This window comes from Nitrosomonas communis (assembly GCF_024102715.1).
Taxonomy (GTDB): domain Bacteria; phylum Pseudomonadota; class Gammaproteobacteria; order Burkholderiales; family Nitrosomonadaceae; genus Nitrosomonas; species Nitrosomonas communis_B.
Genome location: NZ_JAGFJM010000106.1, coordinates 1 through 14,733, shown reverse-complemented (window position 1 = coordinate 14,733; position 14,733 = coordinate 1). Strand labels below are relative to the sequence as shown.

The 14,733-nt window shown below is 49.3% G+C and carries 13 protein-coding genes and 1 pseudogene; 10 read left to right on the top strand and 4 right to left on the bottom strand.

The features are described 5' to 3' along the window. Nucleotides 1-122 precede the first annotated feature (122 nt). Nucleotides 123-359 (top strand): annotated as a pseudogene (locus tag J5I83_RS10505) (transposase); the annotation flags it as partial. Between the two features lie 392 nt (nt 360-751). On the opposite strand, the gene J5I83_RS10500 reads toward J5I83_RS10505, so the two are convergent. The 4 genes from J5I83_RS10500 to miaB all read right to left on the bottom strand — a co-directional run bounded on the left by J5I83_RS10500 (nt 752) and on the right by miaB (nt 4,521). After that, the gene (locus J5I83_RS10500; protein ID WP_304055784.1) at nt 752-1,579 is read right to left on the bottom strand and encodes an HlyC/CorC family transporter; all 828 of its coding nucleotides are present in this window, start codon (nt 1,577-1,579) and stop codon (nt 752-754) included. A gap of 80 nt (nt 1,580-1,659) precedes the next feature. Then, entirely contained in the window at nt 1,660-2,142 is a 483-nt protein-coding gene (gene ybeY, locus J5I83_RS10495) for an rRNA maturation RNase YbeY (RefSeq protein WP_304055782.1), read from the bottom strand. After that, the gene (locus J5I83_RS10490) at nt 2,126-3,106 is read right to left on the bottom strand and encodes a PhoH family protein (RefSeq protein ID WP_304055780.1); all 981 of its coding nucleotides are present in this window, start codon (nt 3,104-3,106) and stop codon (nt 2,126-2,128) included. The genes ybeY and J5I83_RS10490 overlap by 17 nt, the downstream gene beginning before the upstream one ends. Before the next feature lie 86 nt (nt 3,107-3,192). Then, nucleotides 3,193-4,521: a tRNA (N6-isopentenyl adenosine(37)-C2)-methylthiotransferase MiaB gene (gene miaB / locus J5I83_RS10485; protein ID WP_304055778.1), complete on the bottom strand. Its 1,329-nt coding sequence runs from the start codon at nt 4,519-4,521 to the stop codon at nt 3,193-3,195. A gap of 290 nt (nt 4,522-4,811) precedes the next feature. On the opposite strand from miaB, the gene J5I83_RS10480 reads away from it, so the two are divergent. From J5I83_RS10480 to cas2e, 9 genes are read left to right on the top strand one after another with little or no spacing between them, the layout of a single operon-like run. Then, on the top strand, nt 4,812-5,993 hold the full coding sequence (locus J5I83_RS10480) for a hypothetical protein (RefSeq protein ID WP_304055776.1): 1,182 nt from the start codon (nt 4,812-4,814) through the stop codon (nt 5,991-5,993). Between the two features lie 17 nt (nt 5,994-6,010). Continuing rightward, a complete protein-coding gene (gene cas3 / locus J5I83_RS10475; protein WP_304055774.1) occupies nt 6,011-8,623 on the top strand; it encodes a CRISPR-associated helicase Cas3' in 2,613 nt (870 codons plus the stop codon). 27 nt (nt 8,624-8,650) lie between these two features. Beyond that, nucleotides 8,651-10,240, top strand: coding sequence for a type I-E CRISPR-associated protein Cse1/CasA (gene casA / locus J5I83_RS10470; protein WP_304055771.1), 1,590 nt, complete (start codon nt 8,651-8,653; stop codon nt 10,238-10,240). After that, a complete protein-coding gene (gene casB / locus J5I83_RS10465; protein ID WP_304055767.1) occupies nt 10,227-10,820 on the top strand; it encodes a type I-E CRISPR-associated protein Cse2/CasB in 594 nt (197 codons plus the stop codon). The genes casA and casB overlap by 14 nt, the downstream gene beginning before the upstream one ends. A 19-nt stretch (nt 10,821-10,839) precedes the next feature. Beyond that, nucleotides 10,840-12,039 (top strand): type I-E CRISPR-associated protein Cas7/Cse4/CasC, encoded by a 1,200-nt coding sequence (cas7e, locus tag J5I83_RS10460; protein WP_304055764.1) that lies wholly within the window; start codon nt 10,840-10,842, stop codon nt 12,037-12,039. Nucleotide 12,040: 1 nt separating this feature from the next. Further along, nucleotides 12,041-12,754: a type I-E CRISPR-associated protein Cas5/CasD gene (gene cas5e, locus J5I83_RS10455; protein ID WP_304055761.1), complete on the top strand. Its 714-nt coding sequence runs from the start codon at nt 12,041-12,043 to the stop codon at nt 12,752-12,754. A 2-nt stretch (nt 12,755-12,756) separates the two neighbouring features. After that, the gene (gene cas6e / locus J5I83_RS10450; protein ID WP_304055758.1) at nt 12,757-13,482 is read left to right on the top strand and encodes a type I-E CRISPR-associated protein Cas6/Cse3/CasE; all 726 of its coding nucleotides are present in this window, start codon (nt 12,757-12,759) and stop codon (nt 13,480-13,482) included. Beyond that, nucleotides 13,476-14,369 carry a type I-E CRISPR-associated endonuclease Cas1e gene (gene cas1e / locus J5I83_RS10445; protein ID WP_304055756.1) on the top strand — a complete coding sequence of 298 codons (894 nt, stop codon included), beginning with the start codon at nt 13,476-13,478 and terminating at the stop codon, nt 14,367-14,369. Before cas6e ends, cas1e begins: the two co-directional genes overlap by 7 nt. Continuing rightward, nucleotides 14,341-14,637 (top strand): type I-E CRISPR-associated endoribonuclease Cas2e, encoded by a 297-nt coding sequence (gene cas2e, locus J5I83_RS10440; RefSeq protein WP_304055754.1) that lies wholly within the window; start codon nt 14,341-14,343, stop codon nt 14,635-14,637. The genes cas1e and cas2e overlap by 29 nt, the downstream gene beginning before the upstream one ends. Nucleotides 14,638-14,733 lie beyond the last annotated feature (96 nt).

Sequence of the window (14,733 nt, the reverse complement as noted above, 5' to 3'; positions counted from 1 at the left end):
ATATTCACCAGACCTTAACCCCATTGAGCACAAATGGGCACAAGCCAAAGCAATCAGAAAACAACAAAACCAAACCGTTGAGCAACTCTTTAAAATTGAATCATTTTATGTGGCGTAGGCTATATGTGGGGTAACCGTTCGCTGAGGCAGTGAAGACCACAATTGGCGCAACTGTGCAGATTGCTCGGCGCAGTCAATTGCACATGTTTTCTGTGATGCCGAAACGCTGGGTGGTAGAACGCTCTTTCGCATGGTTGGAAAAATGCCGTCGGCTGTGGAAAAATTGTGAACGTAAACTCAACACCAGCCTACAGTTCGCCCATCTTGCTTTCTTGGCATTGTTACTGCAAAGACTTTGAACAGGCTCTTACAACCTCTACCTGCTACTTTCCACCCCATAGCTTCTTTCATCTTCTGGGGTGGTGCCAACTACCATAATCGTTAACGTGAGTTCGACGTAAGAAAAACTGTAAAAGGAATCTGAGTTCCTTATGATGAAACGATTTAGGAAAAGAGGTTGAGTTACCCAAGGGAGATTCCTCCTTAGGTGCTCACAGAACCGTACGTGAACCTCTCGATTCATACGGCTCTTCCTATCCAGTTAATTTCGTACCACAAAACAAACCAATCCACATTTTTATATACCGTTTGTTCATGTATTTTGGCATATACATATCACAACTATCTGTTTAAATTTATTATTATGAATAGTTGGTGCCGAAATTTGATGAATGAAGAGTATAGCTACTAATCATGACTCTATCCGCTCTACCTTTAGCAAATGCAAACGACGGCTATCGGCCCGTAATACCGTAAACCTGAAATTCTCTATCACGATCGATTCCCCACTCTTTGGCAGTCGGCCAAAATTGCTGGTAACAAGCCCGCCGATGGTGTCGAAATCCTCGTCACTGAAGTTAGCGCCCAGTGTCTCATTAAAACTGGCGACTTCGGTCACTGCTTTGACACGGTAATGACCGCTTGCATCCGCTACGATGTTCACTTCCTCTTCGTCAAAGTCATACTCATCTTCAATTTCTCCCACAATCTGCTCCAGCACGTCCTCGATGGTGACCAAACCGGCCACCCCGCCATACTCATCCACCACGATCGCGATATGATTACGGCTACGGCGAAAATCCTTAAGCAAGATATTGAGCCGCTTCGATTCAGGAATAAATACAGCCGGGCGCAGCATATCGCGCACATCGAATTCCTCCTCGTCTGCATAGTAACGCAGCAGATCTTTTGCCAGCAGAATACCGATCACATGATCTTTACTGCCATCGGTTACCGGAAAACGTGAATGCCCTTTCTCAATCACATACGGAATGAATTCATCGGGCTTTTCGCTGATATCTATCGTATCCATCTGTGAGCGCGGCACCATGATATCGCGCACCTGCATTTCGGATACATGCATCACCCCTTCGATCATCGTCAGCGCATCGGCATCAAGCAAATTGCGCTCATACGCAGAATGCAACAAGGTTACCAACTGCTGACGGTCTTCGGGTTGACGCAACAGCAGTGCACCGATATGTTCAAACCAACTGACTTTAGGTGAGGAATTACTCATGATAAATTTCATCATTGATAGATATATGCGCAGAAGCGCGCTGTTGAAAAATCTGGATTTGGCGGAAAACACGCGCAATCTTATCGTTCATGATAAGGATCAGCGTAACCCAGCCGGGTGACAATATTTGTTTCGAGCTGCTCCATGATGGCAGCATCTGCGTCATGTTCGTGATCATAACCTTGCAAGTGCAGCACGCCATGCACGGTCAAATGAGCATAATGCGCAGCCAGATCTTTATGCTGTTGCTGCGCCTCGCTGATCACCACCGGCGCGCACAGGACGATATCGCCTGACAAGGGATGCAGTTCATCGTATACGAACGTGAGCACATTGGTTGCTTTGTCTTTGCCGCGGAAATGACGATTCAGCTCTTTTCCCTCTTGCTCATCGACGATACGCAATACGATTTGCGCATCTTGCATCAATGCAGCATTCACCCATTTACGAAACTGCCACCGGCTCGGCGTTCCGGGAAAATCGGCGGCATATTGCAGCACTAGTTTGAATTTTTTATGATTTGCCGGGAATACAGGTTCGCGAACCTTACTGGCGTTTTTCATGCTTCTCATAAGCATCGACGATGCGCTGCACTAGCGGATGGCGCACGACGTCTTCGGTTTTGAAATGAGTAAAGGCAATCCCGCGTATCTTTGTCAGGACATGCTCTGCCTCGACCAGACCGCTTCGCTGGTTCTTGGGCAAATCAATCTGGGTGATATCACCTGTAATCACTGCTTTGGAGCCAAAACCAATGCGCGTCAGAAACATTTTCATTTGCTCCGGCGTGGTGTTTTGCGCTTCATCCAGAATAATGAAAGATTGATTCAAAGTGCGTCCGCGCATGAATGCCAACGGCGCAATTTCAATGGTGTTGCGCTCAAACTGCTTGCTGGTTTTGTCGAATCCCATGAGATCATAAAGCGCATCATAGAGCGGGCGCAAATAGGGATCAACTTTCTGCACCATATCGCCCGGCAGGAAGCCCAAACGCTCGCCTGCTTCCACAGCCGGCCGCACCAGAATAATACGCGCGACGGTTTCACGTTCCAATGCATCCACAGCACTGGCGACCGCCAAATAGGTTTTTCCAGTGCCCGCCGGACCAATGCCGAAGGTAATATCATGCTCCTGGATTTGCTGTAAATATTGCGCCTGCCGTGGCGTGCGTCCATGTAAATTGCTGCGGCGCGTGAGCAGTTTCGGTACGGCTATCTCGGCAGCAGTTGCTTCCTCCGTAACCGTCTCTGAGAAATGACGCATATTGGCCGCTTCGATCAGACCGAGCTGTACTTGTTCGACGCTGAGATGATGATGTGACTGGTTATAAAAATTCTTCAGTACTTGGGCAGCAAGCTGCGTCTGCTTGGTTTGGCCGCGTAGGCTAAAATGCTCGCCACGGCGCGCAATCACAACATCCAAGGCGTTTTCTATCTGTTTGAGGTTTTCATCTAGCGCGCCACAGAGATTGGCAAGACGCCGATTATCAGCCGGAGAAAAGGAAATCTCGACAGGTTTAGGTTTCAAAACTTTTGTTAAATAAATACGACGTGTTGATTCTCGCAGGGGTTACGCTAGATTGCAAGTGATAATGAACTGTCGTCTACCGGCCGCTATTCATTAATGATTTCCCCACGCAATGAATGCGACAATGCCGCCGTAATTTTGATATTTATGAAATGACCAACCAGATCGGGCGATCCGGCAAAGTTAACCACGCGATTGTTATCAGTCCTGCCGCAAAATTCGTCTGGGTTCTTTTTGGATGGCCCTTCTACCAGAACACGCTGAGCTGTCCCTACCATCCCTTGACTAATGGCCTGCGCCTGCTGAGCAATTCTTTCCTGCAAGCGATAGAGCCGCGCCAGTTTCGTTTCATGCAACGTGTCATCGGGCAAATCGGCAGCGGGCGTGCCTGGCCGCGGACTATAAATAAAACTGAATGATTCATCAAAATTCACCTCTTCGACCAGCTTCATAGTCGCTTCAAAATCAGCATCCGTTTCCCCAGGAAAGCCCACAATAAAATCGGAACTGATCGAGATATCGGGACGTACTGCGCGTATTCTGCGTATGATCGATTTATACTCGAGCGCGCTATAACCACGCTTCATCGCTGCTAACACTCTGTCTGCCCCTGATTGAACCGGCAAGTGCAAGTGACTGACCACTCTGGGCAGTTTTGCATATACTTCGATCAGACGGTTGGTAAATTCCCTCGGATGAGAGGTGGTATAACGGATGCGCTCAATGCCGGGGATCTCGTGGATATACTCAAGCAGCAGCGCAAAATCGGCCATTTCATCCTCATCCATTTCTCCCCGATAGGCATTGACGTTTTGCCCAAGCAAGGTGATTTCCTTAATACCCTGTACCGCCAGGCCAGCCACTTCCACCAGCACATCGTTGAGCGGACGCGATACTTCTTCGCCGCGGGTGTAAGGCACCACGCAGAAACTGCAATATTTGCTGCAGCCTTCCATAATAGAAACAAAAGCAGTCACGCCTTCTGTGCGCGCCGGCGGCAAATGATCGAATTTCTCTATTTCCGGAAAAGAAATATCAACTTGCGGCCGTCCTGTTGATTCGCGTTCCTCGATCAATTCCGGCAGACGATGCAGAGTTTGCGGCCCAAACACCAGATCAACAAACGGTGCGCGTTTGACAATTTCTGCCCCTTCCTGGCTGGCCACACAGCCGCCGACACCGATCAGCAAATTCGGATTAGTTTTTTTCAGGTGCCGCACCCGGCCGAGATCATGAAAAACCTTCTCCTGTGCTTTCTCACGGACTGAGCAGGTATTGAACAAAATTACATCAGCTTCATCGGGATTATCCGTCAACTCCATGCCTCTTGCCGCATGCAGTACATCCGCCATTTTATCCGAGTCATACTCGTTCATCTGGCAACCAAAAGTCTTGATATATAATTTATTATTCACGGAATATTACAGGTAATTTAGCTGGAAACTGGGTGGATTATTTTGAATAGCCCGATAAGTATATAACGGAAGAATCGGCGATTCCATCCTCGACACTACAGCGAACAACTTGAAAGCATCTCAACGCGCTCAAAACTACACATCAAAAGACTTCAAGAAAAGTAAAAAGTTCTATTATTTTCTGCAATTTAGCGACTTATAATCTTTATCTACTGCCTTGGCACTTTACCAAATTTTTCGTGCTCTAAAAGTACTTTGACTATAACAACAACCGACCAAATAGGATCGCTATGTCACACCAACCTGATTTGTTTGACGACGAACTACCTGCCGCTCACCAACAAAAAGAAAACAATTCCACAAGCGCACTGAAACTAACTGCACAAGATTCCGGGTTAACGCCGAGCCAGCAACGCTTCAACCGTTTACTCAGCCGTATCGAAAAACTCAAAAATCAGCTGATCGAAATACAAACCATCAGCGATGCGCATCGTCCGCTCCACCACCAGACGATTGCGCCGCTGCGCGAGCGCCATCGAACTTTCACACGCGAACTAGTGCTTTGGCTGGATGGACGATTGGCGCGCAAGGGCCTGAGCCCCAATCAAAAATGTATCGCCACCTTGATTCTGTGTAATCTTTGTGAACAGCTCGCAGCTGAGGGCGATGAGGAAATGCAAATCTTGCATGACAAACACAGCACTGAAAGCCTGGCGCAAAAGGAACAAGCTGCCATTTTAGGGGTACGTGAGATGATGGCAGACATCCTGGGCGAACCATTGGCCGACGACGAGCCACTGGATAACTTGCATGATGTGTTTAATGCCAGTATGGCAAAGATGCGCGAAGCAGCTGAAGCTGAACAGGAAAGACGTCAACAAGCCAGGGCACGCAAGAAAAAACCTAGTGCCGCCCAGCTCAAAGCCCAAGCAGAGCAACAAGAAGCAGAAACCACTTTGCGCAAGGTATTTCGCCAACTCGCCAGTGCGCTGCACCCTGACCGCGAGAACGACCCCGAGGAACGCACTCGTAAAACGACTTTGATGAGCGAGGCTAATGCCGCTTATGACCGCCGTGATCTGATTACGCTCCTGCAAATCCAGCTGCGTACCGAGCTTACTGACACCGCATCGATCGCCAAAATGGCCGAAGAAAAAATTGCCGCACTAACGCGGTTGCTTAAACAACAGGCCCAGGAACTGGAAAACGAACTACACCAGCGCCGTCAAGTTGCTCGCCAAGAATTCGGTCTTCCCTCTTACGAAACCGTGAGCGCAACCAGCCTGCAGCGCAGCCTAAGGGTAGAGGAAGTATCACTTAAACAAGATTTAAATGCCATGCAGCAAGATTTACAACAGATTCAAGATGACAAATATTTCAAAAGCTGGCTGAAAGAACAGCATCGGCTGTCTCAAGCAAACTTTATTGATGACCTCGATGATTGGATGATGGATTCATTTAGGTATAAATAAAGCACAAACCTTATCAAATGATCATTCCCCCACTTCACGCCTTTGGAAAACTACGACGGGATGATCTTGGCACGGTCATTGACTGGCATCCCCTGATCGATCACATGATTGATGTAGCGGCCTGCTTTGCATCTCTCTGCTCATGCCGATCCATTCGCCGATCCCTGGAAAGAGCGGCAAAAAGAAATCTGGATGATTGTGATATCGCACGCCTGTCAGTGCTGGTTTTTTTGCATGATATTGGCAAAGCCAATAGCGGATTTCAGGCTAAACGCTGGAAAAACGAACAGGATATCCCCAAAGCGTGGCCTAAACACGCCGGACATGGTCTCGAAGCACTCAAACTATTTTATGAAACGCAAGCCTGGCAACCGATTGAGCCATTGATCGAACAGATTTGCACATGGGGCGACGCCGGTAATTCTCTATTAATTGCCAGTATCAGTCATCATGGCCGTCCCCTTAAAGATCATCCAGGCGACTGGAATAAGCTTATCTGGAAGCAAGTTCCGGGCAGCTATGATCCTGCTATCGTCTTACGCGACATAGGTGAATGCATCGCAAATAACTATCCTCAAGCCTTTGAATCAAGCAGCAATTCATTACCCAACTCACCCGCTTTTGGTCACTTGTTTGCTGGCCTGGTACAATTAGCCGACTGGCTGGGATCCGATACCGATTTCTTTCCGTATTCTCAAGAAAAAGAAAATAGAAGCATTACTGCGAAAGAAAAAGCACTTAACGCCATCTCAGCTATTGGATTAAATACTGAAAACTGGCGCAACCAACTAAATAAGCGTGATCCCAGTTTTGCAGATACTTTTGGTATTGCAGCACCCCGACCGATTCAGACAGCCATGAGCAATCAGGAGCTTGGTTCATTGGTGATACTCGAGTCAGAAACCGGTAGCGGCAAAACCGAAGCAGCGCTATGGCGATTCGTGCATTTATTTCGTACCGGAGCGGTAGATAGCCTTTATTTCGCTTTACCGACCCGTGTTGCTGCCTCACAGGTCTATCACCGTGTTCAAACTGCCATCAAGAACCTATGGGCTGAACATTCACCTTTAACTATCCGTGCCTTACCCGGTTATGTAAATGCTGATGGTGGGGATGCCAGGCAATTGCCGAACTTTGAGGTACTTTGGTCAGATCATCCCGATGATGCCAAGGCACAACAGCGCTGGGCCGCAGAAAACAGCAAGCGTTTTCTCGCTGCCCCCATCGCCGTTGGCACGATTGATCAGGCTTTGCTGGGTGCGTTGCAAGTACGCCATGCACACTTACGTCACGCCATGCTGGCGCGCAGTTTATTGGTAGTGGACGAAGTACATGCGTCCGATGCTTATATGACGGTACTATTGGAGCAGTTACTCAAAGCGCACCTGAATGCTGGCGGCCAGGCATTGCTCCTGTCCGCCACACTTGGCTCCAGCGCCAGAAACCGTTATTTGACGCTCGCATCCAATGCGAAAAAATCACAGGTCGAGATCATGTCGTTTGAGGCAGCATGTGCAGTGCCTTATCCAGTTATTTCCGATCACAAACAAACCTATTCTGTCGAAGCCACTGGGCACACCAAGAAAATCACATGGGCAATGCATGGTGTCATCAATGCGCCTGATGACATCGCAAGGATGGCGATAGATGCAGCCAAGCTTGGCGCAAAAGTGCTCGTGATACGCAATACGGTCCCTGCCGCTATCGCTACTCTTGTTGCCATCGAGAACAGCATACCGGATCAATCCTGGCTGTTCTCTGCAAATGGCGTGCCTACGCTGCATCACAGCCGTTTTAGTCGGCAAGACCGCCCCATTCTGGATAAAGCAATCGAAGCGCAGCTAGGTAAAAATCGTCCAGCCGGTCCACGCATCGTCGTGGGAACGCAAACATTGGAGCAAAGCCTGGATATCGATGCTGATGTGCTCATTACCGACCTGTGTCCGATGGATGTGTTATTGCAGCGTATTGGCCGCCTGCATCGCCATGCACGCCCAGCGCAAGAACGCCCGGAAGCGTTTCGATCCGCGCAGGCCTGGATATTAACGCCAGCAGGACATGATCTCACCCCTCTCATCAGTAAATCGCAGCATGGTTTAGGCATGTTTCACAATGGCGGTGGCATCTATGGGGATTTACGCATATTGGAAGCAACCCAGGAATTGCTGATCAAACATCCCGCGATATTCATTCCGGATGATAATCGCTATCTGGTGGAAGCAGCTACACACCCCGATAAACTCAATGCCATTCAAGAAAAGAAAGGCAAGGATTGGCAAATTCTCGGGCAGAAAGTTGAGGGAGAAACTGGCGCACGAAGAACCATCGGGCATTTACAGGCATTGGATATTGAGCAAGTTTTTGGTGAGCAAGAGTTTCCGAGCGATGCCCAAATTGCCACCCGCCTGGGTGCCCAAGACCGGATTCTTTATTTTGACCTTGAGCATCCCGGGCCGTTTGGCGAACCCATTGAAGAACTTCCCATTCGTTACCATTTGCTGCCCAAAGATCTGCTACTCGATGCGGTGTCAAGTGATATTAACCAAACTGAAACAAGTTTGACTTTCCGTTTGGGTGAAGCGCAATTTCGCTATACTCGGTTCGGACTGGAACGTCTCAAGGACAATTAACTACTGGATACTGGAGAAGAACCTACTGTGACGCTGCGCTATTCTCTGCTTGATGAACCGCTGATACGTGCTCGCCTGATAAATAGCGGGCAGATCGTACGACACAGCCTGCCGAGCCTGTTTGTTGCCCTGATCCAGGACGAGATACGCGACTTCCCTGCGCTGCGCCCACACCAACGCCATCCCTGGCATGCCTTCCTAACCCAACTCGCTGTCATCACCTTACATCATGCCGGGCGAAATCAACTATTTGAGACAGCGCAGGAATGGAAGGCAGCACTATTGGCGCTTACACCGGATTACCCTGATGGTGCAGCATGGTGCCTGATTGCACCGCATAACAAGCCCGCTTTCATGCAGGCTCCTGTGCCTGATGGCAAAGTAGATAATTGGAAAAATACGCTACACGCCTCTGATGAAATAGACATGCTGGTGACTTCTAAAAATCATGACCTGAAAGCTGCACGAATGCAGCAAGCGCTGGTGGATGATTGGGTCATGGCGTTGATTAGCTTGCAAACCCAGGAGGGGTTTTTGGGAGCCGGTAACTATGGTATTTCCCGGATGAATGGTGGCTTTGCAAGTCGCCCGGCGCTGGGTGTGGTTCCCAAAGGTCGCTGGGGACGTCGTTGGCAAAGAGATATCTCTGCATTGCTAAATCATCGGAATAACATTATTGAACACTTCGGTCTTCAGCCTGAGGGCGGCATCAAGCTTTTATGGCTAAAAGAATGGAATGGCGATGACAGTCTCGCCTTTTCCTCTCTTGATCCTTTCTACATTGAAATCTGTCGCCGCATACGCTTGGTTCATTTTGATAACAATCAAACAGTGGGTGCAATTGCGACAGGGAGTAAAGTGGCTCGCGTTGAAGCCAAGGAACGAAACGGCGTTACTGGCGACCCTTGGACACCCATTGACACAGCCGCAGGCAAAGCACTAACTATTGGTGCAGAAGGTTTTCACTACCGCTTAGCGTCTGAACTCCTGTTTGGTAGCAAGTTTCGCCGTTCTATTGCGCAACAACCTGAAATTATGGATGGAATGGAAGGAATCGTCATGCTGGCTCAAGGTGTGACAAGAGGACAGGGAAAAACAGAAGGCTATCACGAACGCCGTATTCCGATTTCCCCCAAAGCACACAGCTTGCTGTTTCGAAAACAGGTTGATTGGCTAGCGAAAGTTGCTTCAGATCGCGTTGTTGCGGTTGGAGAAATGCGTGCCGTACTGTGGACAGCGCTAGCAACTTTATTCGATCAAGGCGCAGTAAAAGATAAATTCTCCGATAGCGCGAAAGATAAGGCTAATGGTTTTACTCAACAATTTGAACGAGCCGAGGATGCACGTTTCTTTGAAGAGCTCAATGCTGAAATCGAATCAGATGATCCAGATCACACACGCTTGCAGTGGCTGCTAGCCATGGCAGACCGTGCCGAGGCTATTCTCAAGAAAGCATTTATTGCCGGACCACAAAGCAGCGAACAGCGATATCGCGCCCGATCAACCGCTTTGTCCCGTTTCCACGGCAGTCTGCGGAACAGCAAAACTCTCCCCACACTCGCCAATTATTATCGTCAATTAACCCACAGCAAGGGAATTGTGCATGAGCCTGACTGATGCAGTTTCACCGGAAAAATCAGCAATTGGAAAATCGCTTCAATCTGAAGGTAGGGGGCAATTAATTTCACGCCTGGCACATATCATTACAGAAGCTGCGCGTTTTACAGGCGATACACACGGATTGGATAACGGTGAACGTGCCGCACTGGCCAGACTAGATCCAGATGGGCAATGGCGCCCTCATCAGATTGCCGCGTTATCACGCACATTCTTATATGCTGGATTAGAGCCGGCTACATGGCATGCTGAAACATGGCAACGCTGGGCGTTAATAGCGCATGGCATGGCGCTGGCTGGGCATGATGCCAGTCAAAGTTTGGGTCAACAATTTAGTAGAGCGGACATATCGGAATCCCGCGTCACCAAGCTGCTCACCTCCCGTGACGATGCTTTTCGTCAGCTCTTGCCACGCTTGCTGCGCCTGCTGGTCAGCAAGAATGTTGCGCCCAATTGGCATGAGTTAGGTGGATTGATACTCAGCCAAGGACGCCAGGAAGAAAAAGCCGAAAACATCCGCCTCAGAATCGCCGGACACTTTTTCTCTGCTGAAAACAAAAAAACCAAAACCCTCGTTTAACCATTGGAGCTCGACCATCATGCCGCTACCGCGCTTTATTCAAATTCATACTCTGCACACTTATCCTGCTGCCTTGCTGAATCGTGACGATGCTGGCCTGGCAAAGCGCTTACCATTAGGCAATGCCGTGCGCACTCGTATTTCTTCGCAGTGCTTGAAGCGGCACTGGCGGATGACAGACGATCAATTTGCTTTATCAAAATTATCAATCCCAATGGCAATTCGTTCTCGTGCCACATTGGAACTCATTAGCAAGCGTATTCAGGAAAAAGGTATTTCCGCAGCTTTGGCTCAAGCTGCTGCAGAAGCATTGCGTGATGCAGGATTACTCGATAAGGGCGGCAAGGACAAAAAAGGTGAGGATGCGCTCAAAACGGGTCAGGCTGTGTTAATGGGTAAGCCAGAAATTGATTATTTAGTTGAGCGCTGCACTGACATTGCACTAGCCAGTCCGGATGAGCAAACCCTCAAAACCAATATCGCAAAAGCTCTAAAAGATGAAAAGAAAAATATTGAGGCACTCAAACACGCAAGCGGACTTGAGTCTGCTTTGTTTGGTCGGATGGTAACATCGGATATCCTTACCAATCGGGATGCCTCTATTTATGTATCCCATGCGTTTACCGTGCATCAGGCGCAAGTGGAAAATGATTATTTTACGGTGGTCGATGATCTGATTCAGGAAGCCGGTGAATTGGGGTCAGCGGGTATTTTCGATACTGAACTTGCCTCTGGCCTTTACTATGGTTATGTAGTAGTAGATGTTCCTCAATTGGTTGAAAATCTGGAAGGCATTCCTGCAAACACCTGCTTTGCAGACAGCACGCCGGTTGAGCGCCGTGAGTTGGCCGGGCGCGTCGTCCAGCACCTGCTCCATTTGATTGCCACTGTCAGTCCTGGTGCCAAACGGGGATCCACTGCCCCCTTCGACTGGGCAAAGTTTATGCTGGTAGAAGCGGGCGATTGGCAGCCACGCAGCCTGGCCGGCGCGTTTCATGATGCGCTTCCGCTGGAAGACAAAACCAGCACACATAGTATCCGGCAACGCGCCGTGATACGTCTAGCGCAAGAAATGTCCACCATGGATCAAGCCTATGGTGCGCCCCTGACGCGGCGCTTCCTGGCGCTGGACGCTATCGATTTACCGGGCGCGGAACGGGTTAGTCTTTCTAAATTGGCTGAATGGACAAGCGAGACAGTACGGCAAGGAGTTTGTTGAGATGCCGCGCCATCTTTTGCTTCGGCTAAAAGCGCCGTTGATCGCCTTCGGTGGTGAAACCATCGATAATTATGGTGTCATCCGCGACTTTCCGGCACTCTCCATGATTACTGGCTTATTTGCCAATGCGCTTGGCTGGCGACGCGAAGATCGCGTTTTACATGATGATTTACAAAACCGCCTGATCATGGGTTCGCGATTGAATACCCCGGCACAACGCTTCACTGATTTTCAAACTGCGCAATTGGCAGGTGATGATAAAGGATGGACTACCTGGGGTATTCCTGAAGAAAGGCGAGGCGGTGCCAACACTTATCAAGGACCCCATTTGCGCTACCGCGACTATCATGCCGATCTTGACGTACTTGTCGCCTTACGCCTTGCGCCTGCGCATGAATCACCTACATTGGATGATCTTGCGCATGCGCTTGATCATCCAGCGCGTCCCTTATTCATAGGTCGTAAATCCTGTCTGCCCAGCCAACGAATTTTTGCTGGTTGGCAAGAAGCTGACAACGTGCTCCATGCCCTCCAAATAGCGTGCCCTCCTCAAATAAACCCTGCCCAATCCGTGCGGATGCAGTGGCCTGATGGTGAAGGCCAATTAGCCGGTGATCGTTTGCTTGACGTATGTGACGAACGCAGTTGGACGAGTGGCGTACATGGTGGTTGGCGACCTATCCGCGAGGGCAGTTTTACGCCACGAGGAGCGTAACTATGATGTTTCAATTAATGCGCTTGCAACCAGATGCCGTCGCGCTCGCAGCCTGGGCTGTTCGCCACGGGGTGTTATCTCCTGATGGTGATTATGGCTACGCCTTGCACGCTTTGCTCTATACCGTATTTGGTGAGCAAGCTCCCAAGCCATTTCGTTACCTCGGCAGCAAACAAGGGCTCTTGGCCTACACCTCTGAAAATCCGGAAACTTTGCATCAATATGCCAGCCTGGCTACACCGGATGTTGCGCGGGCATTGGGGTTGGATGAGCTCGATGCACGTCCATTTCCCACCACATGGAAAACAGGACAGACATTTGGCTTTGAAGTACGAATTCGTCCAGTCATTCGCGCTAAAGATGGCCGAGAACGCGATGCCTACTTACACACGGCAGATACTCTTCCTGCAGCTGATAACGAAAGTATTGCCCAACGGGCTCTAGTTTATCGCGACTGGCTTACCAAGCAGTTTTCAGTCGAAGGAGCGGCACAAATTGTCCAAGCGCGGATGGACGCATTCTGCTTGACCCGAGTATTGCGCAAGAAAATTGCTGAAGTCGATGGCAAGCGCAAAGTATGCTTCGTGAACGGCCCTGATGTCATTTTTACAGGGCAATTACAAGTCGAACATTCAGAGGCATTTGCCCGCCTGCTGGCACGAGGTATCGGGCGACACCGGGCGTTTGGTTTCGGGATGTTACTGCTTAAGCCTGCGAAATTATGCTGAAAGGCCGTCTTGGGCTTGAAACTGCCCGCATCCCTCACACCGATCGGCATGGCCTGATCTGGCTGGAACGTGGTGAGCTCTGTGTCATTGACGGCTGCTTGAATTTCTTATCAGGTAAAAACTCGGATACCCCGCATATTCTTCAAGTGCCCCATCAAGCAGTCTCCATGATATTACTTGGGCCGGGCAGCAGCGTCACCCATGATGCACTGCGCCTGCTGGCACGGCATGGCACATTGATGGCAGCTATTGGAGCAGATGGCGTACGCACCTATACTGCACCGCCTCTGATGCCAGATCGTTCCGATGTGGCACGAAGACAAGTCGAGTTATGGAGTAGTCCGCGTCGCCGCGTCAGTGTTGCGCGCCATATGTATGCCTTGCGGCTGGGCGAGGTGCTGCCCCACCGTGATTTAGATACGTTACGAGGAATTGAAGGCGCCCGAGTCAAGACAATTTACCGCCTCATGGCAGAAAAATATGGTATTAAATGGAATGGTCGGCATTATGACCGGGAAGATCCCAATGCAGCTGATATCCCTAACCAAGCGATTAATCATGCTGCAACTGCCGTGCAAGCTGCCGCTGCCATTGCTACGCAATCACTAGCAGCTATTCCCCAGCTTGGATTTATCCATGAAGATTCTGGGCAAGCATTTGTATTAGACATTGCTGATTTGTTTCGCGATTCTATTACATTGCAAATTGCTTTTTCGGCTGCGAAAAAAGCAATAGATGGTGATGAAACCACCATAGACCGATTGGTAAGACGTGAGGCTTCCATTATTTTCAGGAAACAGGATGTCATTCCTGCCATGATCGAAAAAATCAAACAAGTATTACGTACTGAGGAAATAAATGGCTCTGGTAGTGATAGTGACGCGTGATGTTCCCTATAGGTACCGTGGATTTCTTTCCTCAGTAATGCTGGAAATTGCTCCGGCAGTCTACCTCTCTCCACGCATGAATGCTGGAGTAAGAACAAGAACTTGGAAGATTCTGGCAGATTGGTATCAAGCAGAACCACAAGGCAGTATAGTGATGGTATGGCGTGATCTGAATGAAATCGGCGGCGTTGGGATAAAAAACTTGGGTGATCCACCGCGTGAATTAGTGGAAGTGGATGGTCTCTGGCTGGTAAAACGCCTATCTTGATTTGATCATTAAAAAAATGGATTCATTTGAAGAATTGCTTTTGTAGATTATAGGGTTATCTACAAGAGTTTCCCCCGCGCCTGCGGGGATAGACCC

Coding starts and splice junctions, on each gene's coding strand:
- J5I83_RS10500 (WP_304055784.1), bottom strand. CDS start 1,579: ATGAGTAATTCCTCACCTAAAGTCAGTTGGTTTGAACATATCGGTGCA.
- ybeY (WP_304055782.1), bottom strand. CDS start 2,142: ATGAAAAACGCCAGTAAGGTTCGCGAACCTGTATTCCCGGCAAATCAT.
- J5I83_RS10480 (WP_304055776.1), top strand. CDS start 4,812: ATGTCACACCAACCTGATTTGTTTGACGACGAACTACCTGCCGCTCAC.
- cas3 (WP_304055774.1), top strand. CDS start 6,011: ATGATCATTCCCCCACTTCACGCCTTTGGAAAACTACGACGGGATGAT.
- casB (WP_304055767.1), top strand. CDS start 10,227: ATGAGCCTGACTGATGCAGTTTCACCGGAAAAATCAGCAATTGGAAAA.
- cas7e (WP_304055764.1), top strand. CDS start 10,840: ATGCCGCTACCGCGCTTTATTCAAATTCATACTCTGCACACTTATCCT.
- cas5e (WP_304055761.1), top strand. CDS start 12,041: ATGCCGCGCCATCTTTTGCTTCGGCTAAAAGCGCCGTTGATCGCCTTC.
- cas6e (WP_304055758.1), top strand. CDS start 12,757: ATGATGTTTCAATTAATGCGCTTGCAACCAGATGCCGTCGCGCTCGCA.
- cas1e (WP_304055756.1), top strand. CDS start 13,476: ATGCTGAAAGGCCGTCTTGGGCTTGAAACTGCCCGCATCCCTCACACC.
- cas2e (WP_304055754.1), top strand. CDS start 14,341: ATGGCTCTGGTAGTGATAGTGACGCGTGATGTTCCCTATAGGTACCGT.